Genomic DNA, 23,894 nt, shown 5'->3' on the forward strand with positions numbered 1-23,894 from the left:
AGCGGCGCTGTTGACATCAAACGCCACGGCCCGCTCTCCTTCTCCTCCCTGATCGAGGCGGCGAAGGCCGACAACGCCTGGGGCGACGCCACCATCAAGACCCTGCTGGGCCGCCTGATGCGAAAGGGCCCCGTCCGCTCCGAACGCGACGACGGCCATCAACGGTATCACGCCGTCCCCAACCGGCCCGACTATCTTGCCGGAGAGGTGGACCCTCTGGTCGCCCGCCTCTTCCACGGCAGCCGCGACTCCCTCAAGGCCTTCCTCGAAGAGGCCTGAGCCTCAGGAGGTGGGCCGCCACGCCCGCATCTCGGCGATCTCGCGCGTCTGGGCAGCGATGACGGCCTGGGCCATCCGTCGCACCTCGGGATCCCGGCTCTCGCGCAGGGCGACCTCGGCCATCGCCACCGCGCCCTGATGGTGGGCGATCATCTTGGCGATATAGGCCTGATCCACCGTCTCGCCGGACGCCGCCGCCATCAGCCGGTGCATCTCGGCCTCCGATGCCGCGAAGGCCCGGTTCCCCGCGCCCGGATCGGCCGGCGCTCGATGCGCCGAATGATCCTCCGGCCTCGACACCGTCCCCTCGACCACGGTCGCCGCCTGGTTCTTGGTCGAGGCCTCCCGCATCGCCTGCTCCACGGGATCTCCGCCGCCGTCGCAGGCGGCGAGCAACAGGGGCAGGGCGGTCAGCAGGATGAGGCGGCGGACGGTCATGAAATCAGATCTTTCAGCGGCTGATCGGACGATCCAAGCCTTTTCCGCGCTCGACGCACCGTCGCACAATGTCGCGGTCTTGGCATGATCTCGAATTAGTTCATTCAGGCCGCTTGCGCTGTCGCCATCCGCCCATTTCGCGGGCGGATATTCAAAACTGTGTACCAGCCTCGCCGGCGACGACTTCGAACGAACTCGTCGAATTGGTCAGCGGGCCTCTAGGATGGCGTTGATGTCCCTCCAGGCGATCCGGACTCGGCGGACTGTGTTTTCGAGTCCGGGTCACGGCCTTCGTCAGGCGTCCTGAAGCCGCGGGCTCCCCGCCTCGACCACCATCGACTTGCGGGTCGTCAGCGTCCCTCGGCGATCCTGGACCTGATCCAGCACCTTGAAGTCCGTCTTCCACCGCTCAGGCGTCACTTCGCAGACCAGATATCCGCGCTGGGCGTTGTGGAATTTCAGCTGCGGGTTCGTCTCCTGGATCCGGATCGTATCGGCCCGCTGGTCGACCCCGTCGCCACCCGAACTGATCGAGGTGCCGACGAACTCCGCCGCGATCGGCTCGCCTTCGGGATTGCGGCCGTCGATGTACAGCTCCCCGGCATAGTTCTGGTGCTCGTCCCCGGTCAGGACCACGACGTTGTCGATCCGCCGCTGCTTGATGTGGTTCAGCACCCGCGCGCGCGGCACGCGGTATCCGGCCCAGCTGTCGGGGTTCACGCCGTAGTCGTCGCCCGTGTTCCGATCCAGGTCCATCACCATGATCTGCTGCGCCAGCGTCTGCCATCTGGCGTTCGACCGATTCAGCCCGTCGAACAGCCAGGCCTCCTGCGCCTGGCCCAGGACCTCGGCCTCCCGCCTGTCCAGATCGGAACAGCCCGCGTTCCACTGGTCGTTACAGGGTTGGTCCGAGCGATACTGGCGCGTGTCCAAGAGATGCATGTCCAGCAGGTCGCCATAGGTCGCCTTGCGGTACAGCTGCATCTGCGAGCCGCGCGGGAAGGCGGACCGGCGCAGCGGCATATGCTCGTAGAACGCCTGCATCGCCGCCGCCCGCCGCAGCAGGAAGACCTCGGCGGGCGAGCCCTCCTGATCGATGTCCGACACCCAGTTGTTGTCGACCTCATGGTCGTCCCAGACGCAGAACCAGGCCGCCGACTGGCGCGCCGACTGCAGGTCGGCATCCATCGTGTACTGGGCGTACCGACGGCGATAGTCGTCCAACGAATAGACCTCGCCCCCGTCGTGGACGCGCAGGTTCTCCTGCGTCGAGGTTCCGCCATAGATGCGGTTGCCGCGTCCCTCGTAGATGTAGTCCCCGTAGAAGAAGACGAAATCCAGGTCCTCGCCGGCCATCTTGCGGTGGGCGGTGTAGTAGCCGCTCTCGAACGCCTGGCAGCCCGCCACCCCGAACTTCACCTGGGCCAGGGCAGCGCCCGCGACCGGCGCCGTCTTGGCCCGACCCACGCCGGATCGTTCCGAGCCCACGCGGAAGCGATAGAAATACGGCCGCCCGGCCTCCAGCCCTTCGACCTCGACATGCACGGAGTGCCCCAGCTCCGGCCGCGCGATGGCCTCGCCCGACCGCACGATCGTTCCGAAGCCGGCGTCGGCGGCCACCTCCCACTGCACCGCCATCGCCTGACGCGGCATGCCGTAGCCGGGCTCCATCGGGCGGGGCGCCAGCCGGGTCCAGATGACGAAGCCGTCAGGCAGGGGATCGCCCGCCGCCACGCCCAGCTGGAACGGGTTCACGTCGAACGCGGCCTGCGCCAGCGCCTCCCGCGACAGGCTCACGACCGCCGAACCGGCCCCCAGACCGGTCAGAAGCAAGCGGCGCGACAGGAACAGGGACATGGGCGACCTCCGGCTGATCCCCCTGGATACGCCGCCTCTGTGACAGGACGCGAGGGTCGGCGTCAGAAATAAGAGGGTTGTAAGGTCAAGGTCGGCGGAGTCATGTTACGCGACGGCAGCGGGGGGCTGTCTCAACAGGGCGGGGATCAGGAACTCAATCGGTTTCGCGGCATCGGCCGGTGCTTCATCCGGACGGGTGACGACGGCGAAAAACCTAGCGCCTCAGACTTCACCGACGCCACGCCGCCTCCGCCGACATCGATCTTAAAAACCAGAGGAAATCAGCTCAATGCGCACCGTACTTCTCACGACCGCGATCGCCGCCGCCATGATGGCCGTGGCCGCCACTTCCGCCGCCGCTCAAGATCCGTCCGCCGCCGCCTCCTCTGGCGGCATGCGCGCCCGCGCCGGCTTCACCCCGGATCCGATCCGCGTGAATATCTATTCGGGCGGCTCGATCGACGCCTCGCGCCTCGGCGGCGCCTGCACCGGCATGATCGCCAGCGCGCCGGACTATGAGTTCACCTACACCGCCGGCTCGTTCCCGCTCAGCTTCGGCGTCGTTTCCAGCGGCGACACCAGCCTGGTCATCAATGGCCCGGACGGCCGCTGGTACTGCAACGACGACGCCGAAGGCCTGAACCCCATCCTGACCTGGGGCCGTCCGCCGAGCGGTTCCTACGACATCTGGGTGGGCGCCGTCGGTTCGGCCGCCTCGGCCACCCTGCTGATCTCTGAGTCGAACTGACCTTCGCTCAAAGCCATAGGATCGACCGGGCTGTCCTCAAGGCGGCCCGGTTTCGTTTCAGCCCTCGAGCCAGGCCGGCATCCAGCTTTCGTGCATCTCGCGCAGATGGGCCATCGGGATGCTGAACAGGTTCGTCGAGGCGAAGGCGTCGCCCCTGGCGTGCCCCACGACCGAGGCGTGCAGCCCCGCTTCGCGCGCCGCCGTGAGCACCTCGTCCGGGTTCGGCACGGCCACCAGATAGCGGGCCTGATCCTCGGCGAAGAGCAGGACATGGGCGTGTGTCGCGCTCGATGCATCCAGCACCACGCCGCAATCCGACGCCAGCGCCATGTCCGCCGCGGCCCCGATCAGGCCGCCGTCCGAAAGGTCATGCACACAGGTCAGGCGACCCGCCTCGATCTCGCCGCGCACGAAGTCGCCGGTCTTGCGCTCCAGCGCCAGATCGACCGGCGGCGGCGCCCCGTCCTCGCGGCCCACGACCTCACGCAGATAGATCGACGCGCCCAGTTCCCCGTGCGTCTCGCCGATCAGGATCAGGCTGTCGCCATCTTCCATGGTCGAGAAGCCGGTCACCACGTCGTAGTTCTTCAACAGGCCCACGGCGCCCACGGTCGGGGTCGGCGGAATGGCGACGCCATTGGTCTCATTGTAGAGGCTGACGTTCCCGCTCACGACCGGGAAGTCCAGCGCACCGCACGCCTCGGCCATGCCGTCGATGGCGCGGACGATCTGGCCCATGATCTCGGGCCGCTGCGGATTGCCGAAGTTCAGGTTGTCGGTGATGGCGATAGGCAGCGACCCGACGGCCGTCAGGTTGCGCCAGGCCTCGGCCACGGCCTGCTTGCCGCCCTCGTAGGGGTCGTTCTGGACATAGCGCGGCGTGCAGTCCGAGGTGACGGCCAGACCCTTGTCCGTCCCGTGCACCCTCACCACGCCCGCGTCTGCGCCGGTGGCCGAATCCTGCAGGGTGTCGGCCATGACGTGACGGTCGTACTGTTCCCAGATCCAGCGCTTGGACGCCATGTCGGGGCAGGTCAGCACCTTCAGCACCGCGTCTTCCCAGACGGTCGGCGCCGGAACCTCGCCCGGGTTCAGGCGCGGATGCAGCTCGGGCTGCACCCACGGACGATCATACAGCGGCGCATCGTCGAACAGCGGGGCCAGCGGCACGTCGCAGACGACCTCGCCATGGTGGTTCAGGATCAGACGGCCGGTCTCGGTGGTCTTGCCGATGACCGCGGCGTCCAGACCCCATTTCTCGAAGATGCGATAACCGTCGGCCTCGCGGCCCGGCTTCAGCACAGCCAGCATCCGCTCCTGCGATTCCGATAGCATCATCTCGTAGGCGGACATGCCGATTTCCCGCTGGGGAACGTCGTCCATGTTGAGTTCGATGCCCACGCCGCCCTTGCCGGCCATCTCGACCGACGACGACGTCAGGCCCGCCGCCCCCATGTCCTGGATCGCCGCCACGGCGCCGGATGCCATCAGCTCCAGCGTCGCCTCGATCAGCAGCTTCTCGGCGAACGGATCGCCGACCTGGACCGTGGGGCGTTTCGATTCCGATTCGTCGTCGAACTCGGTCGAGGACATGGTCGCCCCGTGGATGCCGTCGCGGCCGGTCTTGGATCCGAAATAGACCACCGACATGCCCGCGCCCGGCGCCGCCGAATAGAAGATGGCGTCCGACTTCGCCAGGCCCACGCACATGGCGTTGACCAGGATGTTGCCGTTGTAGCCGGCGTGGAAGTTGGTCTCGCCCGCCACCGTCGGCACGCCGACGCAGTTGCCGTAACCGCCGATGCCCGAGACCACGCCCTTCACCAGACGCTTCGTCTTCTCATGGCCCACGTCGCCGAATCGCAGGGCGTTCAGCAGGGCCACCGGGCGCGCGCCCATGGTGAAGACGTCCCGCATGATGCCGCCCACGCCCGTCGCCGCGCCCTGATAGGGTTCGATGAAGCTGGGGTGATTGTGGCTCTCCATCTTGAAGATGCAGGCGTCGCCGTCGTCGATATCGATCACGCCGGCGTTCTCGCCCGGCCCGCAGATGACGCGCGGCCCCTTGGTCGGGAACTTGCCCAGGTGGATCTTGGAGGACTTGTAGGAGCAGTGCTCGGACCACATCACCGAGAAGACGCCCAGCTCCAGCTGGTTCGGCTCGCGTCCCAGCCGGTCGAGGACGACCTGATACTCGGCGGGATTCAGGCCGTATTCGGCGGCCAGTTCGGCCATGGTCTTTTCGGGAGCGCTCATGGCCGCGCCTCATAGCGGTGATCGGTTCGACTGTCAGCCCGCCCCGACCCTCAGACCGCTGGAACGGTTAGGCTTGCTGATCGCTGTTCTGAGGCAACGCTTCACAGGAGCCCCACGATGACCGATCTCCCCATCGATCCAGCCGCCACGCCCGAAGACGCCGACACCCCGGAAATTGCGGCCGACGACGCCGGCGCCTCCGGTTTGGCGGAACGCATCGGCCGCCACGCCGAGAACCACCTCGAAACAGCCGAGGTCATCGAGGACGAGGAAGAGGAGGGCGTGGACGGCGAGGGGGTCTGACCCCCTCTAGCGCCTGGGCCTCAGCCCGAAGGTGATCGTCAGGGCGCCGCCCAGCACCACGAGCGAAGCAGCCAGCGCGCCGAAGGCCAGCACGGCATTGCCCTTCTCCTGCTCGGCGACGAAGACGCCCAACAGGCCCCAGGCGATCGGCAGCGGATACGCCAGCACGCGCGTCCGCCACGTGACCAGCAGACCCATGCCCGCCGCCGCGACCACGGCGATCAGCGCCCAGCCCGTCGGCGGCAGGGCGGCGGGCAGGTCGCCATTGCCAGTGGCTACCGTCAGCAGGTTCACCGGCGCCGCCACTGTCAGCCAGCCCGCGAGAGCCGCCAGCGGCCACACCGTCATCCAGCGATCCCTGTCCTTGTTGGAGAGGTCGCGGATCGCATCCGCCTTCCTCAGCAAGGGGATCAGCAGCACGATCAGCGATCCGAAGATCAGCACGATGGTTGCGACTTCCAGATCCCAGGCCGCGGCCAGGATCCACCAGCCGATGCCCAGCAGGGCCAGCACCGACGGCCACCCGAACGCCTTCAGGATTTCCGTCTCATGCGTCCTCGGCAACAGCTGCCGGATCGCGTAGACGATCAGTCCCAGATAGATCGGTCCCCAGATCGCGAAGGCCCAACCGACGACCTTCAGGGTCGCATCGCTGTCGGCGGAGAACTCGGCCGGGGACTGGCCCAGGTTCACCAGTTGCTGCAGCTGGCCGATGACGACCGCGAAAATCATGCAGGCGAAGACGGCGAGGCGGCGCGTCGAACGCATGCCGTCCGGGTTTCCGACGGCCTGACCGCCATTCAGTGAGGTTGTCATGACGACATTACGCGTACGGCCGCGCTTGGTTCATCGGAACCGGCTGGCGTCCCGCCCGCTACCTGTCCGACGCAAGCCCAAGGAGCCGTTCATGACCGACCCGACCAAGACCCCGGAAGAAACGCCCCACTTCGAAACCGATGAGGTCGACGCCAACCTGGCCATCGAACAGGGTCTGGGCGTCGGCGCTCGCGAACTGGCCGCTCAGCGCGATCCGGGCGGCGTCGTCACCGAGGACGTCGAGCCCGGCGAGGAGGAAGATGACGTCGATGGCGTCATCGAACGCGACACCTCGGTTCTGGGATCGCCTGACGCGACCTGATGCGGAAGGGCGCCGGGTGGCCGACAGCCATCCCGCCCGGCGGCGCATCCGCGTGACAATGGCCCCAGCCCCGATCAGGGGGCCGTCGCCCATGGTGACGCGCGGGAGGACGACGGCTGGCCGCCGATCAGACGTCCTTGCCGATCGCGCCGCCCGTGCCGCTCGAGCGGAAGGTCGGCGGCCAGCGTCTTTCGCGTTTCGGAGCGCAGACTTACGCCGCCGCGTAGATCGACCGGAACAGGGTGGCGCCGTCCGCCGAGCCCAACTCGGCCTCGAAGGCGCGGTCCGGGTGGGGCATCATCCCCAGCACATTGCCGCGCGCGTTCTGGATGCCGGCGATGTTGGCGATCGAGCCGTTCGGATTGTCGACATAGCGAAACACCACCTGGCCCTCGCCCTCGATCCGCTTCAGTGTTTCCTCGTCGGCGAAATAGTTTCCGTCGCCGTTGCCTTGGGTCATGACGACCTCGCGCTGGCCCTGATAGCCGGCGGTGAACCGGGTCTGGCCGTTCGTCACTTCCAGCGAGATCGGCTTGCAGACGTACTTCAGGCCTGAGTTCCGCAGCAGGGCGCCCGGCAGCATGCCGGCCTCGCAGAGGACCTGGAACCCGTTGCAGATGCCGACCACGGTCACGCCGTCGTCCGCCGCCTTCTTGACCGCCTGCATGACCGGCGATTGCGCCGCCATGGCTCCGCAGCGCAGGTAGTCGCCGTAGGAAAACCCGCCCGGCAGCACGATCAGATCGAGGCCCGAGGGCAGCGCGGTCTCCTGATGCCAGACCATCTCGACGCGCTCGTTGGTCGATCGTTCGATGGCGACCTTGCAGTCCCGATCACAATTGGACCCGGGGAAGACGATGACGGCTGCGCTCATGGGCGGGGCGTCTAGCAGGGTTCGGATCGAATGTCAGGCGGCTGCGTCCAGGCTCAGCCCTTGTTCTCGTAAGTCGCCGTGATCGATGCCTTCGCCAGGGTGTGGAAATGCAGATTGAAGCCGTATTTCGCCCCGGAGTCCTCAGGCGTCACGTCCAGCTTCTCGGTATCGACCGCAAAGACGGTGAAGATGTAGCGGTGCGGACCGTGTCCCGGCGGCGGGGCGGCCCCGCCGAAGCCTGGCGCGCCGTAGTCCGTCCGCCCCTCGACCGCACCGGAGGGCACGGGACCGCCGGCCGGGATCTCGCTGACATCGGCCGGAATATTTGCCACCGTCCAGTGCCAGAAGCCCGATCCTGTCGGCGCGTCCGGATCATAGACGGTGATGGCGAAGGATTTCGTCCCCGCAGGCGCACCCGACCAAGCGAGGTCTGGCGAGGTGTTGCCCTTATCCTGCACTTGGGCGTCGGGCAGGACCTCGCCGTCTTTGAAGTCGTTGGAAGTCAGGGTGAAGGTCATTGGTCGCTCCTCTGGAACTCGCGAAACGCTCGGAGACTAGGGTTGCTCCGCCAAGGCGGCGCGAACTTCAGCCGCCACCGCATCCATCTGGTCTCGGGGCGCATGCACGGACTCGTCCAGCCGCAGCATCTCCCCGGCGTAGCGCGGAATCAGGTGGAAATGAACGTGAAACACGGTCTGTCCCGCTTCAGCCCCATTGTTCTGACGCACATTGAAGCCCACGGGGTCAAAGGCGCGCCGTTCGGCGGCCATCAGCCGCTGCAGCGTCGTCATCACCGCCGTCAGCCGTTCGGGCGGGACCTCCGCCAGTGTCCGGCACTCGCATTTGGGGATGACCAGCACATGCCCCCGCGACGCCTGGCTTAGGGGAACGATGACGAGGACGTCGTCGGTCTCGAGAATTCTCGAACTCGGCAGTTCGCCTCTGATGATCCGCGCGAACGGGTTTGCCGGATCATAAACGCCGTCCAGCCCCCACAAAGGCTGCATTTGGCCGGGCGCAACGGCGGGCCCTCCAGCGCTAGTCAGCGCCATCGCCAGAAGGGCGACAGCGCTTCCCATCAGGCGACTTCGACCCGGTAGCTCTCGATGACCGTATTGGCCAGCAGGGTCTCGCACATCTTCTTGGCTTCACCCGCCGGGTCCTCGCCGTCGAAGTCGAACTCGATCAGCTTGCCGACGCGGGCGTCCGACACGCCCCAGCCCAGACCCTTCAGCGCGCCTTCGACGGCCTTGCCCTGAACGTCCAGCACGCCGGGCTTCAGGAACACATGCACCTTCACCTTGGCCATCAGTGCAGTCCCCCCTGAATCACGGTCGGCATGTCCTTCATGATGCCGAGGCGTTTGGCGACCTCGGTATAGCTTTCGATCACGTCGCCCAGGTCGCGGCGGAAGCGGTCCTTGTCCAGCTTCTCGCCGGTGTTGGTATCCCACAGGCGGCACGAATCGGGGCTGATCTCGTCGGCCAGGATCACGCGGGCGAAGTCGTTCTCCCACACCCGGCCGAACTCGATCTTGAAGTCCACCAGGGTGATGCCGACCGCGCCGAACATGCCCGACAGATAGTCGTTCACGCGCAGCGTCATGGCCAGGATGTCGTCGATCTCCTGGGTCGAGGCCCAGTTGAAGGCGGTGATGTGCTCCTCGGTGACCATCGGGTCGTTGAGCTCATCCTTCTTGTAGTAGAACTCGATGATCGAGCGGGGCAGGGGCGTGCCCTCTTCCTGGCCCAGGCGCGTCGCCAGGGAGCCCGCCACGATGTTGCGACACACGACTTCCAGCGGAATGATCTCGACCTCGCGGATCAGCTGCTCGCGCAGGTTCAGCCGCTTGATGAAGTGGTTTGTGACGCCGATGCCGTTCAGGCGGCTCATGACAAACTCGCTGATGCGGTTGTTGATGACGCCCTTGCCTTCGAGGACGGCCTTCTTCTGGGCGTTGAACGCGGTCGCGTCGTCCTTGAAATACTGGATCAGGGTGCCGGGCTCGGGGCCCTCGTAGAGGATCTTGGCCTTGCCTTCGTAGATCTTCTTGCGCTTCGAATTCATCATCGTGGTCCCAGACGGGGATGCGCCGTCGCCTGAAAACGAAAATCGCGCGGCCAGAGTGTCGTCTGGGCGGCGCGATCCGGTCTCGGGCTAGGCGGGAAATGGGTCTGGCGCTCCATAGCGGAATGCGCCCTGCGACACAAACGACGCCAGGCGACGGCGCGAAGCCACACCTGGGGTTTGTCAGTGTGCGGGAGGCTTGATGCGAGCCGATATCCGTTGCGTTCGATGACGCCGGGTCATAGACCAGCCCGGCGAGGCCGCCGACCTTCTGGCCCGTGACGGATGGACTGACGACTGATGACGACCTTCGATGATCGGGAAAAGGGCTTTGAGTCCAAGTTCGCGCTCGATCAGGAGCAAGAGTTCAAGGCCATGGCCCGCCGCAACAAGCTGCTGGGACTTTGGGCCGCCGAGAAGATGGGCCTGGGCGCCGATTCGGCCGAGGAATACGGCAAGGCCGTCGTCCGCGCCGATTTCGAACAGCCGGGCGACGAAGACGTCTTCCGCAAGGTCGCCGGCGACTTCAAGGCTTCGGGCCTGACGGTCTCAGAGGGCGAGATTCGCTCCAAGATGGACGAACTGGCCTCCATCGCCCGCGACCAGATCCGCGCCGGGGAGTAACCGGCCAAGCGATTTCGATCGCTTTCCAAGACTTGAGTTCTCGATCGCATCGCAGCCCGGCTGCGGTGCGATTGCCAATGTCTGAACGTCAGACAGGAAAAAGGGCCGCAGCGGGGGGTCTGCGGCCCTTCCTTTATCGGGGGCTGGGGGGAATAGCCTCACCCGATGACTTCTGCGTCTTGCGCATCATGAAAATGCGGCAGTCGGCAAAAGGTTCACGGAAAAATCAGTCAGGCATCACGACGGTGTCGATGATGTGAACCACGCCGTTCGACTGCAGGACATCGGCCTGGGTGACGCGCGCCGTTCCGCCCTTCTCGTCGGTCAAGGTGACCGAGCCGTCCGGGTTCACGTTGGCGGTCAGGGTGTCGCCCTCGACGGTGGTCAGCTCGACCTTGCCGCCGTTGGCCTGGGCCTGGGTAGCCAGATCGGCGGCGGTCAGGCGGCCGGGCACCACGTGATAGGTCAGGATTTCGGTCAGGTCCGCCTTGCCGGCCGGCGCCATCAGGGCCTCGCGCGTGGCGGCCGGGACCTTGTCGAAGGCGGCGTTGTCCGGCGCGAAGACCGTGAAGGGGCCCGGTCCCGACAGGGTCTCGGCCAGGCCCGCGGCCTGCACCGCGCTGACCAGGGTGGTCAGGTTCGAGGCCTTCGCTGCGTTGGTGACGATGGTGTCGTTGGGGCTCATGGCGGCGCCGCCGACCACGGGGTCGGTCGAGGCCGGGGCCATCGGCGCGGCCGGGGCGGCGGTCTCCGCGGCCTTCTCGGCGTCGGAGTTGTTGTTGCACGCGGCTAGACCCACGAGGGCGGCCGAGGCGACGGTAAGGGTGAGAATGCGGGCGTTCATGCGTCTACTCCTGAGGGCCGCCTGTGCTCGGCGGTGTGCGATCAGAGACGGATGAGCGCGGGAAAGGATGCACCTGCGTCATCAGGGCGCGGGGAGAAAGGCCTTGAGAACGGCCCAGCCTTCTGCCTTTTCCGTCAGGGTCCGCGCCGCATACGCTGGGCTGGAAGAGGGCAGGTCGACCAGGGTCAACCCCTCCGCGCCCGCCAGAATCCTCCGCCCGCGCTTCGCCGCCATCGCGCCGTTGAAGGCCACGGCCTTGAGGTCCGGCAGCCCGGCGGTCAGGCCGACCAAATCCGCCGCGTCGGGCGACCGGATGGCGGCATCCAGACTTCCCGCCCGCTCGGCCGAGGCGATCACGTCCCACAGGCCTACGCCCGCCGCCCGCAAGGCCTCGACCCGGTCCGGATAGGCCATGGCGTGCAGGTCGCGCCCGATCACCCCGCCGATCAGACGCCAGAAGCCGTTCTGCGGATTGGCATAGTACTGGGCCGCCTTCAGGGAGGCGTCGCCGGGCAGACTGCCGAGAACCAGAACGCGGGTCCGCGCATCGACCAAGGGCGCGAAGGCCCGCTTGAGCGTCAGCGGCCGGACTCGGCGTAGGGCTTGTCGTCGCGCAGCCAGCCCGTGATCGACAGGCGCGGCGCCCCGGCATAGGGCGCGACCGTCGCCACCGTGTGCCACTGCGGCGTCCTGAACAGGGTCAGGACGTTGAACCGGGGCATCAGGCCGCGCGGCACGTCACCGGCCGCATCGTGGAACAGCAGCTGCCCGCCCCAGTCGGTCCGCCAGTCCCGCGACAGCCCCAGCGTATAGGCGGCCCGTCGCTCCCCCACGCCGGTATCGTCGTGCAGGGTCAGATAGTCCCCGGGCCGGAAAAGGGTCGCCTGGGCGTCGATCTTGGTGATCCCGGTCTCCCCGGCGACGGCGGCGCAGAAGTCGCGGGCCTCGGGGCTGTTCAGCACCACGGCCAGTTCGTGGGTCGCATGCCCCGGATCGCGACCCGCCACGAGGGCGTCGATGATCGGATAGGACAGGAAGCTGAACCCGAAGCCGGTCCGCGCCGCCGCCATGGCGTCCCGCGCCTTCGCCGCCACCCCGTCGCGCCCCAGGGTCTGCAAGGCCTCGGGCGACAGCCACTCCCCCTTGCCGCCCGGACTGACCGACAGGCCCCAGGGCGTCGCGGTCTTCAGCGCCGCCTCCAGCCGGTCGGCGCTCTGGGGCGTCAGAAAATCCGACACCTGCACCACACCGTCGCGCTGGAACGCCTCCGCATAGTCGCGGGCGTCGAGCGTGGGGTTCAGGCGGATCGGATCGGACACGCCCTATCCGAACACGCGCCTGAAGACCGTGTCCACATGCTTGGCGTGATAGCCGAGATCGAACAGGGCCTCGAGCTCGGCATCCGGCACGATGACCTCCGGATCTTCCTTGAGGAAGTCGAGAAAGTTGCCCTCGCCGCGCCACACCTTCATCGCGTTGCGCTGGACCGCCGCATAGCTGTCCTCACGCGACTGGCCCAGCTGCGTCAGGGCCAGCAGAACGCGCTGCGAATGGACCAGACCGCCGAGCTTATCCAGGTTCTTCTGCATATTCTCCGGATAGACCAGCAGCCGCTCCATCACCCCGGCCAGGCGATTCAGGGCGAAGTCCAGGTGAATGGTGGCGTCCGGCCCGATGCCGCGCTCGACCGAGGAATGGCTGATGTCCCGCTCGTGCCACAGCGCAACATTTTCCATTGCGGGCGTGACCGACGAGCGGACCAGACGGGCCAGACCGGTCAGGTTCTCGGTCAGGATGGGGTTGCGCTTGTGCGGCATGGCCGACGAGCCCTTCTGACCCTTGTCGAAGAACTCCTCCGCTTCCAGCACCTCGGTGCGCTGCAGGTGGCGGATCTCGACGGCCAGACGCTCGATCGACGAGGCCACGACGCCCAGCGCCGCGAAGAAGGCCGCATGCCGGTCGCGCGGGATGACCTGGGTCGAGACCGGCTCGACCTGCAGACCCATCTTGTCGGCGACATATTCCTCGACGGCCGGATCGACGTTGGCGAAGGTGCCTACGGCGCCGGAGATGGCGCAGGTCGCGATCTCCTCCTTGGCCGTCACCAGACGCCGCCGCGCCCGCTGGAATTCGGCGTGATATCCGGCCAGCTTCAGGCCGAAGGTCACCGGCTCGGCATGGATGCCGTGCGAACGGCCCACGGTCGGGGTGAATTTGTGCTCCTTCGCCCGCGCCTCCAGCGCCGCCAGCACCCGGTCGACCCCGGCGATCAGCAGGTCCGACGACCGCGCCAGCTGCACCGCGAAACAGGTGTCCAGCACGTCCGAGGACGTCATCCCCTGGTGCAGGAAGCGGGCTTCCTCGCCCACCGTCTCCGAGACGTGGGTCAGGAAGGCGATCACGTCGTGCTTGGTCGTCCGCTCGATCTCGTCGATGCGATCCGAGTCCCACTGGGCGTCCTTGCCCTTGGCCCAGATCGCCTCGGCGGCCTCCTCCGGGATCACCCCAAGCTCGGCCATCTTGGTGGCGGCATGGGCCTCGATCTCGAACCAGATCCTGTACTTGGTCTCCGAGGACCAGATGGCGACGGTTTCGGGGCGGGAATAGCGCGTGATCATGGGCGGGGGTAAAGGCTTCCCCAGCCGAATCTGTCAAGGAAAGTCGGCGTCATCAGGGGAGAACGGCCATCGAACTGATCATCGGAAACAGGGCCTTCTCGACCTGGTCGCTGCGGCCCTGGCTGGTGCTGAAGCGCTGCGGGGCGGAGTTCACGGTTCGCGAAATCCCCCTCTATGGCCCGGAATCGGCGGCGGCGCTGGCCGAGCATTCTCCCTCCGGCAAGGTGCCGGTGCTGAAGGTCGATGGCGTGGCCATCTGGGATTCGATGGCGATCTCGGTCTTCGCCGCCGAGCGGTTCCCGAACGCCCGGCTGTGGCCCGCCGACGCCCACGCCCGTTGGCTCGCCCGGTCGGTGGCCTGCGAGATGCACTCGGGCTTCAACGCCCTGCGCAGCGAATGCGGCATGGGGCCTGACGCCGCCGGCATCATCCACACCATGGTCGGCCCCGACCGCGCCCCGACCCCGACCTCAGAGACCGTCGCCGCCGACGTTAGGCGCTTCGTCGCTATCGTCACCGAGATGCGCGCCCGCTTCGGCGCCGGCGGGCCTTATCTGTTCGGCGAATGGTCGATCCCGGACGCCTTCCTGACGCCCGTCGCCACCCGCTTCCGCCACTACCAGATCGATCTCGCCGCCCATGGCGACAGCGACGGCGTGGCCACAGCCTATGTGGCCGAGCTGCTACAGCAGCCCGACTTCCTCGAATGGACGGAACAGGCTGTCACGGTTCGGCCTTAGGTCAGGGTCACAGCCGATTAATCAGACCTGCGAACTGGCCCTTAAGGGAACGGCGTTACGGTCCTGATCGAACCGAGACTCGAAAGCCATGTCCGCCCAGACGCCGACCGCCCAGAACGTCACGCCGCCGGAGGCCCAGCAGCGTCCGACCCTGATGACCTACGGCGTGTTCATCCTCGTCGGCTGCTGCCTGTGCGCCTCCCTGGTCGGCAGCATCCTTTAGGGTGCAAGGCCGCCTGACCGGTATTGGTTAGAAAAAACCGATCTGAATCAGTCAATTATGGACGATTTCTGGGCTGTCGCTCAGGTGTTGGACTCTCTGGACTCTGGACTGCTCGAGTCCAACCCGTCCCTGCGGACGTCGCCGAAGCCACCTGCACCGGCTCGGTCGAGAACGGCGTCGGCTCCTGTCCCGGCGGCGGCGCGACATAGTCCAGCCCGATCGGGATCAGGGTCTGGCCCGCCACCACGGCGTCAAGGGTGTTGAGCGGCCCGCCCGACATCCGCTGATAGATCCAGTAGGCCGCCACGACCTTCTCGACGTACTCACGCGCCTGGGGCACGTCGATCGTCTCGATCAGCAACAGGGGATCGGGATTCGGACCCAGTCGGCGCAGGGCGTCCAGCATCGGGCCCGGCCCGGCGTTGTAGCTGGCCACCGCGCGCAGCAGATCGCCCTGGAACTCGGGTCGCGCCAACATCCGGTTCACATAGGTCTGGCCCAGCCGGACGTTGGTCGCCGGGGTGAACAGCCGCTGTGGGCTGGAGACGAAACTCCGGTCGCCCGTCATCTCGGCGGCCGTCGAAGGCATGACCTGCATCAGACCATAGGCGCCCACGGGCGACCGGGCCGAGGCGTTGAAGCCGCTTTCCTTCCTCGCGATCGCGTAGACCAGCGACCTTTCCAGGGTCCAGCCGCCCTCGGGGACGATCTCCGGCATCGGATAGTTGGCCACGTCGATGCGCGCCCCGTCGTTGCCGCCGCCGCCGAGACGCGGCCCCAGCACGCGGGCGAGGCCGGTCCACAGGCGACGCGTCCGGTCGGTGGCGGTCCGCAGGCCGTTCCTCAACTCGTCGCGAGCATCCGCCCCCCGACCGATTTCGAAGAAGGCCACGGTGCGCCGGGCGCGGGCGTCGCTGTTGAGGAAGTCGTCCATCTCGCGCTGATTGACGTTGATGGGGCCGTCATTGGCGGAAGGGGTGCGGGCCACGGCCTCGTAGGGCGTAGGACCGTCGCCGTTCAGGATCGCCGGCTCCTCGCCCAGCTGACGCAGAGCGATCTGGCCGTAGAAGGTGGCGGGCCAGCGCGCCGAGATGCGCAGGAACTCCTGGATTCGATCCTGACGGCCGATCTGGCCTGCGGCGCGCGCGGCCCAGACGCCGGCTCCGGCGCGGGTCCAGCTGTCCTCGGTCGGATCGACCGCGACGCGTTCGAAGGCGGTGAAGGCGCGCGGGTAGTCGCCCAGACGCCAGGCGGCCAGGCCCACGACCCACCAGTCGCCGATCTGCTCGCCTTGGGCGACCGCGCCCTGAAGGTCGTCACGGTTCAAAGCGACGCGCGCGGCCTTGGCCGGATCGCTTTCGGAGTTCCCGCCGGCCGCCGCGATCTGGTCCCAGGCGCGGCTGAAGAAGGCGCCGGTCGGACGGCGCGGCTCCTCGGCTCCGTCGGGACGGCGACGCATGGCAAGGGCGTACACTCGCTGGGCGCTCGGCAGGTCGGCGTAGTCGTTCAGCCAGGCCGACAGCTCGTCGTAGGAGGCCGTGTAGTTCGGATGGAACAGCCGCTCGAACTCGACCTGGCCCAGCAGGACCCGGTCGCCGGCCTGACGCGCCGACGCTCGCGCCGCATCCAGATCGCCGCGACGCAGGGCGTCGAAGGCCGAGGTGTAGCTGATGCGATCCGCGTTGGAGAGGGCGTTGGTGCTGATCCGGATGCCCTGCTCGCCCTCACCCTCTGGCGCGGCTCCGCTGGCCTCGCTCGCGACCACCGACAGGTAGGGTTCGGGAGCGGCCAGGGCCGGGCTCGCCACGGCGGCGAGCAACAAGGCGAACGTCGACGCTCCGAGAGCGTGGCGGCGGAAACTGAACAAGGCGGCGGCCCCCTCGTGCTTCGCGTTCCCGTCTCGATTCAGGAGACGCGTGCTCTGCGATCGGTCGTCAAACAGCAAGTATGCCGCAATGCGTCGAATCCCTCAATCACATCAGCGGCATGGAACCCTGTAACTTTGGTTCTAGGCGGAATCCTGTCCGTCCAACCTGACCGCGAGCTCGAGCATATCGGCCCAGACCTGACGCTTGGCCTGGGGCTGACGCAGCAGAAAGGCGGGATGGAGCGTGGGCATGACGGGCGCCGCGACGTCGCCTTCGGCCAGTCGCCAGTCGTGCCACTGACCCCGCATCCGCAGGATGCCCTCGTCGGTCTTGAGCACCGCCTTGGCCGCCGCCGCGCCCAGCAGCAGCACGGCCTTCGGCTTCATCAGATAGAAGGCCCGTTCCACGAAGGGGGCGCAGACCGCCTGCTCCTGCGGCGTCGGCGTGCGGTTGCCCGGCGGCCGCCAGAAGACGGTGTTGGTGATATAGACCCGGTCTGTCAGTCCCGCCGCCGCGATCATCCTGTCCAGCAGCTTGCCCGCCTTGCCCACGAAGGGCTGGCCCGCCGCGTCCTCGTCCGCGCCCGGCGCTTCACCGATGATCAGGATCGGCGCATGCGGATCGCCGCGTCCGAAGACACATTGCCGCGCCCCCATACCGACCAGTTCGCAGCCCTTGAAACTGGCCGCGGCCTCCGCCAGCGCCTCCATCGTGTCCGCGCCATTCGCCAGCCGACGCGCCTCCGACGTCTGATCGACCAGATCCACCACCGGCGTGACCGACTCGGTCGCCTTGGCTACGGCCTTCAGGGCCGGAGCGATGACGATTGTCCGATCGACCGCCGCTTCCTCGAAACAGGCGTCCACCCCCGCGTCGGCCCAGAAGGCGAGCAGGCTTTCGATTGCGGCGATGTCCGAGGTTTGAGCGTTCATGATCTTGGCCCGCAGGGATAGTCCTTGACCGCCCCTGCGTCACGTTCCGATAACCGGACAACCACACGACGCGCGAGGAATAATAAGCGACATGGCCGAGCAAGCGATCGAAGGCGGCGCCACGACCCCCGCGCAGGAAGCCATCCTCGACAACCTGCCGCCGCTCGAGGCGCTGCAGGGCGTCGAGCGCGAGGTCATGGAGTACGACGTCCTGATCGTCGGCGGCGGCCCCGCCGGTCTCGCAGCCGCCATCCGCCTGAAGCAGCGGGCGGAGAAGGACGGCAAGGAGATCAATGTCGCCGTGCTGGAGAAGTCGGCCGAGATCGGCGGCCACATCCTGTCCGGCGCCGTCATCGACCCCAAGGCGCTCAACGAGCTGTTCCCCGACTGGCAAGAACGTGGCGCCCCTTTGGAGACTCCGGTCACCGAGGACCGCTTCATGATCCTGGGGCCAATGGGTCAGGCCAGCCTGCCCATGGCTCTGCTGCCGCCCATGATGCACAACGACGGCTGCTACATCGCTTCGCTTGGCAACGTCGCGCGGTGGCTGGGCGAGCAGGCGGAAGGCCTGGGCGTCGAGGTCTATCCCGGCATGGCCGCCAGTCACGTGGTCTGGGACGAACCGACGGGCCGGGTGAAGGGCGTCGTCGCCGGCGTCTTCGGCATCGATAAGCACGGCCACCCCACGGGCGACTTCCAGCCGGGCATCGAGCTGCACGGCAAGTACGTCTTCATCGCCGAGGGCGTGCGCGGGTCGCTGGCCAAGACCATCATCGCCCGCCACCAGCTGGCCAAGGACTCCAGCCCCCAGAAGTTCGGCATCGGCCTGAAGGAGCTGTGGCAGATCCCGGCCGAGAAGCACCACCCCGGCCTGGCCCAGCACACCACCGGTTGGCCGCTGGACGAGTTCACCGGCGGCGGCTCCTTCATGTACCACTTCGGGGACAACTACGTGGCCATCGGCTACGTCGTGCACCTGAACTACAAGGACCCGTTCCTGTCGCCATTCGACGAGTTCCAGCGGTTTAAGCACCACCCCGCCATCGCCGACCACCTGGAAGGCGGGACCCGCATCTCTTACGGCGCGCGCGCCATCACCGAGGGCGGCTTCCAGTCGGTGCCGAAGCTGGCCTTCCCCGGCGGCGCCCTGATCGGCTGCTCGGCCGGCTTCGTGAACGTTCCGCGCATCAAGGGCAGCCACAACGCCATGAAGACCGGCATGCTGGCCGCCGACGCCGCCTATGACGCCGTCATGGCCGGCCGCTCGGGCGATGAACTGGTCGAATACCAGACCGCCTATGAGAAGAGCTGGGTCGCCAAGGAACTCAAGGCCGTTCGCAACGCCAAGCCCTATCTGACCAAGTTCGGCACGACGCTTGGCGGCGCCTTCGGGGTCGCGGAGATGTGGCTGGCCTCCTTCGGCCTGACGATGCCGTGGACGATGAAGCACTCCAAGACCGACGCGGCCTCGACCGAGCCGGCATCGAAGCACAAGCCGCGCGTCTATCCGAAGCCTGACGGCAAGCTGTCCTTCGACAAGCTCTCGTCGGTGTTCATCTCCAACACCAACCACGCCGAGGAACAGCCGGCCCACCTGAAGCTGATCGACCCCTCCGTGCCGATCCGCGTCAACCTGCCGAAGTATGGGGAGCCTGCGCGCCTCTATTGCCCGGCGGGCGTCTACGAGGTCGTCTACGCCGACGAGACGAACAGGGCCGATCCGAAGTTCGTCATCAACGCCCAGAACTGCGTCCACTGCAAAACCTGCGACATCAAGGACCCGTCGCAGAACATCGTCTGGACCACGCCCGAGGGCGGCGGCGGCCCCAACTATCCGAATATGTAGCAGGGCGGGCGAGGGGCCTTGTCGCGGCCGCATAAGCCGGTGAATGTCGGGGAATGCGTCACGCCCCCCTCCGATCGATCCTGATCGCCGTCACCGCCCTGACGGCCGCGCCCGCCTTCGCCCAGGAGGCGCCACCCGTCGCCGATCCCGCGCCGGCGATCCAGGACGTCGTGCCGACCCCGCCGCTCGCACCGCTGATCGTGGTGGGTGAGGATGCCGAGGCGCCCGCCCCGACCATCGACGCCGTCCCCCGCGTCTGGGCCCCCGTGCCCCGGGACGCTGAGGGCCGCACGGCCTATGGTCTTTACCTCTCCGGCCGCTCCGCCCTCAGCCGCGGCGAGGCCGAGGAGGGCGCCGCCTACCTGAGCGCCGTCGAAAGCCTGACGCCGGAACAGCGCACGGTGCGCGATCAGGCCTTCACCGCCGCCCTCCTGGCGGGAGACCTCGACGTCGCCGCGCGCATCTCGCCCGACCGCGAGACCGCCTCGCCGGTGATCGCCGAGGCCGGAGCGCTCGTCACGGTGGTCCAGACTTTCGTCGCCGGAGACGCCCGCGAAGCCAATGCAGAGCTGAAGGCCCGGCCTGTCCTGGCGCCCCATGCCCGCGCCGCGACCCTGATCGCGCCCTGGATCGCCGCCGCGGCCGGGGACTGGGAGACGGCGCTGGCCGAGCCCAACCCGACCGGAGACGGGCTGACGGTCCTCTTCGGCCGCCTGCATCGGGCGGAATTGATGGAGCATCGTCGGCGTTTCGACGAAGCCGAATCCGAGCTTCACGCCCTGGCTTTCGATGCCCGGTCCGCGCCTCTGTTCCGCGCTCCGTACGGGGCGTTCCTGGAGCGTCGAGGCAAACGCGAAGAGGCCCTGGCCTTCTACGATGCGACCCTGGCGTCCGGGGCCTATGATCCCATGATCGTCGCCGCCAAGGCTCGGGTCGAGGCGCGGGGCCGGGCTCCGGCCCTGTCCGGCTATCGTCAGGGGGCCGCGCGGGCTCTGATCGTCGCCGCCCGTCAGGCCGGCGGCGAGGGCGCCAACGAGTTCGCGGTCGTCTATCTGCGCCTCGCGCTGAACCTGAACGACGAGCCGGAGACCGTCTACCTGCTAGGTCAGACCCTCGCCCAGGCCAATCTGGACACGGCGTCGCGCGCCGTCCTCGCCCGGGTGCCGCGCTCCAGCCCGGTCCTCTACGCCAGCTCCCAGATCGCCATCGGCGTCAGCCTGTCCGAGGACAAGAAGCTGGATGAGGCTCTCGCGGCCTTCCGGGCCGCAGGCGAGGTCGCTCCCGACGACCCCCGCGTCGCCTTCGTGACGGCGGGTCAACTGGTCCAGCTGAGTCGCTACGAAGAGGCTCTGACCCTGTTGAACGGCCCCTTGCTGGACACCGCGACCCAGAGCGCCGACGTCCGGTTCATGCGCGGAGCCGCCTACGAGTCCCTGGGCCGGATTCCGGAGGCGGAGGCGCAACTGTGGGCGGCCCTGCAGGAAAAGCCGAACGATCCGACCTATCTCAACTACCTCGGCTACCTCTGGGTCGACAGCGGAACGCGCGTGGCCGAAGGCGCCGAGATGATCAGCCGAGCCCACGTCGCCGATCCTGACAACGGCAACATCCAGGACAGCCTGGGTTGGGCTCTCTACCGCCAGGGTCAGTTCGACAGCGCGGTGGAAACCCTTGAGAGCGCCGTGGCCAAGGAGCCGGCCAACGCCGAGATCAACGACCATCTGGGCGACGCCTACTGGCAGGTCGGGCGTCGCCGCGAGGCGGGCTTCCAGTGGAACCGCGTCTTGACGCTGGACCCCGACGACGAACGTCGCGCCGAAGTCGAACGCAAGCTGACCGACGGGTTGCCGCTCTGACGTCCCTGACGGCGGTCGCCCGAGCCAAGGTCAACCTGTTCCTGCACGTCGGGCCGCTGGACGCGAACGGCTACCACCCGCTGGCCAGCCTGGTCGCCTTTGCCGACGCCGGGGACGTGGTCACGGTCGCCCCCTCGGACCGGCTGTCGCTGACCGTGACCGGACCCTTTGGCAAGCCTCTGGCCGGAGAGGGCGACAACCTGATCCTGAAGGCCCTGCGCGCGCTGGGTGAGGCGACCGGCGGGGGCGAACCGGCCCTGGCGGTGACCCTGGACAAGCGCCTGCCCATCGCGGCCGGTCTGGGCGGGGGATCATCGGACGCGGGGGCCGCCCTGCGTCTGGCCGACGAGGCCCTGGGACTGAACCTGGGGGACGACAGCCTGACGGCGCTGTCGCGAGCGGTCGGGGCGGACGGGCCCATGTGTCTGGCGATGCGATCGGCCTGGGCCGAAGGCGTCGGCGACCGACTGTCGTTCGAGCCCGCCTTGCCGCCGCTGCATGCCGTCTTGGCCAATCCTGGCCGGCCCTCGCCGACGGCTGCCGTCTATGGCGCCTATGACGCCGGGTCCACGCGGGCCGCGGATCGGCCCGCGCCTCCCCCGAATTGGTCATCCGGCGAAGTGATCGACTGGCTCGCCCGACAGCGGAACGATCTCCAGGCGCCCGCCGTCTCGCTGGAACCGGCCGTCGGCGAGGCTCTGTCGGCCATGGCCGCCACGGGCGCGCGTCTGACCCGGATGTCGGGCTCCGGCGCGACGGTTTTCGGGCTCTTCGAGACTGCAGACGCCGCGCGCGAGGCCGCCGGTAAGCTGCGAAAACTCCATGATAACTGGTGGATCGAACGGGCTGTATTCGGTGATGAACGGGACGAAGCGTCACAATAAATCGAAGTCAAAGCCGAGGGGCGTCAACGACGCCTGAGGTGACGCGAAGCTCTGCTTTGTCGACCCAAATAACGTTAAGTGGTGGAACCTGCACCGTGTGAAAGCCTTTCACTGGCTTCGTAACACTGAGTAACGGGTCGCGAGCGTTTCCTCCCCGACGGCCCCGCAGCATTGAAAGGATACTGTCATGCTTCGCACGCGTCTTCTGACCGCGACCGCTGCTGTCGCCCTGTTCGCCACCGGCTCCGCCTTCGCCCAGACCGCGCCGACCGCTCCGGTCGGCCCCGCCACCACCCCGCCTGTCGCCGCCGAAGAGCCGACGCAGGAGCAACCCATGGCCCCGGCCGCGCAGGCCGCTGCGCCGGCGACGACCCCCGCCGCTCCGGCCCAGACGGCCGCCGCGACCCAGAACACGGTCGTCGATGTGCTTCGCGCCAACGGCCAGTTCACGACGCTGCTGGCCGCGCTCGACGCCGCCCAGCTGACCGAGACGCTCAGCACCCAGCCGGCGATCTCCATCTTCGCCCCGACCGACGCGGCCTTCGCCGCCCTGCCGGAGGCGGACCGCGCCCGCCTGCTAGACCCGGCCAACGTCAATGAGCTCCGCCAGGTTCTGCTCTATCACGTCGTCGTCGCCGATGTTCAGTCGAGCCAGATCGAGGGCGCCAAGGGCGGCGTCCAGACCGCGGCCACCACCGAGGTTCAACTGGACGGCACGGGCGACGCCATCAAGGTCGACAACGCCACGGTGACGACGGCCGATCTCGACGCCGGCAACGGCGCCGTCTTCATCATCGACCGCGTGCTGAACCCGGCCGAGTCGATGGTCGCCGCCGGCGATGCCGAGGAAGCGACCACGCCGGCCGCTGACGACACGGAAACCGCCGCCCCGCCCGCCGAAGACGACAGCGTGGAAGCCACGCCGCCGGCAGGTGATGACATGACGGACGACTCGGCCACCGCCGACGCCATGGACGCCGACAGCGCCACCGACGAGGGCGCCGTCGCTCCGCCGCCGACCACCCCGGCCGCGCCTTCGGCCCCGGCCGCTGCGCCGACCGCGCCCATGACCTCGGCTCCGGCCGCTCCGATGACGCCGCCGGTCGCCTCGCCGATGACCGCCTCGCCGACCACGACGACCGCCACCACCCGTCCGGCGACTGGCGTGAACGCGCCGAACGGCCAACCGGCCGCGACGACGACCACGACTGTCGCTTCGCCGACCGTCCCCAACCCGACCGACGGTCAGGTGGATGATGAGGACGAAACGGACGATACGGCCACGCCGACTCCGCAAGCCTAATCAGGCCCACAGCGGTTGAGTTGGAAGGCGGCAGACCTCGAGCCTGATCGCCAAAAAGAAGCCGGGGCCGCTGCGCGGTCCCGGCTTTTGGCGTGAATCAGGCTCGAATTGTCGCTGGGGCGCGATCCGACCGGAAAACCGGGTTCCACTTTTCCGGATCGCGCCCTAGGGTCCGCCGCCTTTCTCTTTGCCCAGA

26 protein-coding genes are annotated in these 23,894 nt (G+C 67.7%); 11 read left to right on the forward strand and 15 right to left on the reverse strand.

Translation table 11 applies throughout. The features are described from left to right. Positions 1–15 precede the first annotated feature (15 nt). Entirely contained in the window at positions 16–279 is a 264-nt protein-coding gene (locus O5O43_RS02570; RefSeq protein WP_271086368.1) for a BlaI/MecI/CopY family transcriptional regulator, read from the forward strand. A gap of 3 nt (positions 280–282) precedes the next feature. On the opposite strand, the gene O5O43_RS02575 is transcribed toward O5O43_RS02570, so the two are convergent. Both O5O43_RS02575 and O5O43_RS02580 read right to left on the reverse strand, forming a co-directional pair. Beyond that, the gene (locus tag O5O43_RS02575; protein ID WP_271085365.1) at positions 283–717 is read right to left on the reverse strand and encodes a DUF305 domain-containing protein; all 435 of its coding nucleotides are present in this window, start codon (positions 715–717) and stop codon (positions 283–285) included. A gap of 294 nt (positions 718–1,011) precedes the next feature. Then, on the reverse strand, positions 1,012–2,574 hold the full coding sequence (locus O5O43_RS02580; protein ID WP_271085366.1) for an alkaline phosphatase D family protein: 1,563 nt from the start codon (positions 2,572–2,574) through the stop codon (positions 1,012–1,014). Between the two features lie 289 nt (positions 2,575–2,863). Here O5O43_RS02580 and O5O43_RS02585 point away from each other — a divergent pair, with 289 nt between their 5' ends. Next, positions 2,864–3,322, forward strand: coding sequence for a peptidase S1 (locus O5O43_RS02585; protein ID WP_271085367.1), 459 nt, complete (start codon positions 2,864–2,866; stop codon positions 3,320–3,322). A gap of 57 nt (positions 3,323–3,379) precedes the next feature. On the opposite strand, the gene purL is transcribed toward O5O43_RS02585, so the two are convergent. Further along, on the reverse strand, positions 3,380–5,578 hold the full coding sequence (gene purL, locus O5O43_RS02590) for a phosphoribosylformylglycinamidine synthase subunit PurL (RefSeq protein ID WP_271085368.1): 2,199 nt from the start codon (positions 5,576–5,578) through the stop codon (positions 3,380–3,382). A gap of 117 nt (positions 5,579–5,695) precedes the next feature. On the opposite strand from purL, the gene O5O43_RS02595 reads away from it, so the two are divergent. Beyond that, positions 5,696–5,881, forward strand: coding sequence for a hypothetical protein (locus tag O5O43_RS02595; RefSeq protein ID WP_271085369.1), 186 nt, complete (start codon positions 5,696–5,698; stop codon positions 5,879–5,881). A gap of 6 nt (positions 5,882–5,887) precedes the next feature. On the opposite strand, the gene O5O43_RS02600 is transcribed toward O5O43_RS02595, so the two are convergent. Then, entirely contained in the window at positions 5,888–6,697 is an 810-nt protein-coding gene (locus O5O43_RS02600; protein ID WP_271085370.1) for a hypothetical protein, read from the reverse strand. Between the two features lie 91 nt (positions 6,698–6,788). Between O5O43_RS02600 and O5O43_RS02605 the strand changes: the two genes are divergently transcribed. Continuing rightward, entirely contained in the window at positions 6,789–7,019 is a 231-nt protein-coding gene (locus O5O43_RS02605) for a hypothetical protein (protein WP_271085371.1), read from the forward strand. Positions 7,020–7,230: 211 nt separating this feature from the next. Here the strand turns inward: O5O43_RS02605 and purQ are convergent, their stop codons facing one another. From purQ to purC, 5 genes are read right to left on the reverse strand one after another with little or no spacing between them, the layout of a single operon-like run. Continuing rightward, complete coding sequence (purQ, locus tag O5O43_RS02610) at positions 7,231–7,893, reverse strand: phosphoribosylformylglycinamidine synthase subunit PurQ (protein WP_271085372.1); 663 nt, start codon at positions 7,891–7,893, stop codon at positions 7,231–7,233. A gap of 53 nt (positions 7,894–7,946) precedes the next feature. Beyond that, a complete protein-coding gene (locus O5O43_RS02615) occupies positions 7,947–8,411 on the reverse strand; it encodes a YbhB/YbcL family Raf kinase inhibitor-like protein (RefSeq protein WP_271085373.1) in 465 nt (154 codons plus the stop codon). A 36-nt stretch (positions 8,412–8,447) separates the two neighbouring features. After that, positions 8,448–8,972: an HIT family protein gene (locus tag O5O43_RS02620; protein WP_271085374.1), complete on the reverse strand. Its 525-nt coding sequence runs from the start codon at positions 8,970–8,972 to the stop codon at positions 8,448–8,450. Next, a complete protein-coding gene (gene purS, locus O5O43_RS02625) occupies positions 8,972–9,202 on the reverse strand; it encodes a phosphoribosylformylglycinamidine synthase subunit PurS (RefSeq protein WP_271085375.1) in 231 nt (76 codons plus the stop codon). The genes O5O43_RS02620 and purS overlap by 1 nt, the downstream gene beginning before the upstream one ends. Continuing rightward, positions 9,202–9,960, reverse strand: a complete 759-nt coding sequence (gene purC, locus O5O43_RS02630) for a phosphoribosylaminoimidazolesuccinocarboxamide synthase (protein ID WP_271086369.1) — start codon at positions 9,958–9,960, stop codon at positions 9,202–9,204. The genes purS and purC overlap by 1 nt, the downstream gene beginning before the upstream one ends. 300 nt (positions 9,961–10,260) lie before the next feature. Here purC and O5O43_RS02635 point away from each other — a divergent pair, with 300 nt between their 5' ends. Beyond that, positions 10,261–10,584, forward strand: a complete 324-nt coding sequence (locus O5O43_RS02635; RefSeq protein WP_271085376.1) for a DUF1476 domain-containing protein — start codon at positions 10,261–10,263, stop codon at positions 10,582–10,584. A gap of 226 nt (positions 10,585–10,810) precedes the next feature. Here the strand turns inward: O5O43_RS02635 and O5O43_RS02640 are convergent, their stop codons facing one another. The 4 genes from O5O43_RS02640 to purB form a co-directional block, all read right to left on the reverse strand. After that, entirely contained in the window at positions 10,811–11,428 is a 618-nt protein-coding gene (locus O5O43_RS02640; RefSeq protein WP_271085377.1) for a fasciclin domain-containing protein, read from the reverse strand. A gap of 81 nt (positions 11,429–11,509) precedes the next feature. Continuing rightward, entirely contained in the window at positions 11,510–11,983 is a 474-nt protein-coding gene (locus O5O43_RS02645) for a DNA-deoxyinosine glycosylase (protein WP_271085378.1), read from the reverse strand. Between the two features lie 23 nt (positions 11,984–12,006). Next, a complete protein-coding gene (locus O5O43_RS02650) occupies positions 12,007–12,747 on the reverse strand; it encodes a 2OG-Fe(II) oxygenase family protein (RefSeq protein WP_271085379.1) in 741 nt (246 codons plus the stop codon). A gap of 3 nt (positions 12,748–12,750) precedes the next feature. Next, entirely contained in the window at positions 12,751–14,046 is a 1,296-nt protein-coding gene (purB, locus tag O5O43_RS02655) for an adenylosuccinate lyase (RefSeq protein ID WP_271085380.1), read from the reverse strand. 80 nt (positions 14,047–14,126) lie between these two features. Between purB and O5O43_RS02660 the strand changes: the two genes are divergently transcribed. Both O5O43_RS02660 and O5O43_RS02665 read left to right on the forward strand, forming a co-directional pair. Further along, positions 14,127–14,786, forward strand: a complete 660-nt coding sequence (locus tag O5O43_RS02660; RefSeq protein WP_348637155.1) for a glutathione S-transferase family protein — start codon at positions 14,127–14,129, stop codon at positions 14,784–14,786. A gap of 88 nt (positions 14,787–14,874) precedes the next feature. Next, a complete protein-coding gene (locus O5O43_RS02665; RefSeq protein ID WP_271085381.1) occupies positions 14,875–15,009 on the forward strand; it encodes a hypothetical protein in 135 nt (44 codons plus the stop codon). A gap of 55 nt (positions 15,010–15,064) precedes the next feature. Here the strand turns inward: O5O43_RS02665 and O5O43_RS02670 are convergent, their stop codons facing one another. Beyond that, positions 15,065–16,831: a lytic transglycosylase domain-containing protein gene (locus O5O43_RS02670; RefSeq protein WP_271085382.1), complete on the reverse strand. Its 1,767-nt coding sequence runs from the start codon at positions 16,829–16,831 to the stop codon at positions 15,065–15,067. 186 nt (positions 16,832–17,017) lie between these two features. Then, entirely contained in the window at positions 17,018–17,809 is a 792-nt protein-coding gene (locus tag O5O43_RS02675; RefSeq protein WP_271085383.1) for a uracil-DNA glycosylase, read from the reverse strand. Positions 17,810–18,005: 196 nt separating this feature from the next. On the opposite strand from O5O43_RS02675, the gene O5O43_RS02680 reads away from it, so the two are divergent. The 4 genes from O5O43_RS02680 (at position 18,006) to O5O43_RS02695 (ending at position 23,698) form a co-directional block, all read left to right on the forward strand. After that, positions 18,006–19,655: an electron transfer flavoprotein-ubiquinone oxidoreductase gene (locus tag O5O43_RS02680; protein ID WP_271086371.1), complete on the forward strand. Its 1,650-nt coding sequence runs from the start codon at positions 18,006–18,008 to the stop codon at positions 19,653–19,655. A 53-nt stretch (positions 19,656–19,708) separates the two neighbouring features. Further along, a complete protein-coding gene (locus tag O5O43_RS02685) occupies positions 19,709–21,511 on the forward strand; it encodes a tetratricopeptide repeat protein (RefSeq protein ID WP_271085384.1) in 1,803 nt (600 codons plus the stop codon). After that, the gene (locus O5O43_RS02690) at positions 21,427–22,395 is read left to right on the forward strand and encodes a 4-(cytidine 5'-diphospho)-2-C-methyl-D-erythritol kinase (protein WP_271085385.1); all 969 of its coding nucleotides are present in this window, start codon (positions 21,427–21,429) and stop codon (positions 22,393–22,395) included. Before O5O43_RS02685 ends, O5O43_RS02690 begins: the two co-directional genes overlap by 85 nt. Positions 22,396–22,582: 187 nt before the next feature. Beyond that, positions 22,583–23,698 (forward strand): fasciclin domain-containing protein, encoded by a 1,116-nt coding sequence (locus tag O5O43_RS02695; RefSeq protein ID WP_271085386.1) that lies wholly within the window; start codon positions 22,583–22,585, stop codon positions 23,696–23,698. The last annotated feature ends 196 nt before the right edge of the window (positions 23,699–23,894 follow it).

This window comes from Brevundimonas sp. NIBR11 (assembly GCF_027912535.1).
Lineage (GTDB): Bacteria > Pseudomonadota > Alphaproteobacteria > Caulobacterales > Caulobacteraceae > Brevundimonas.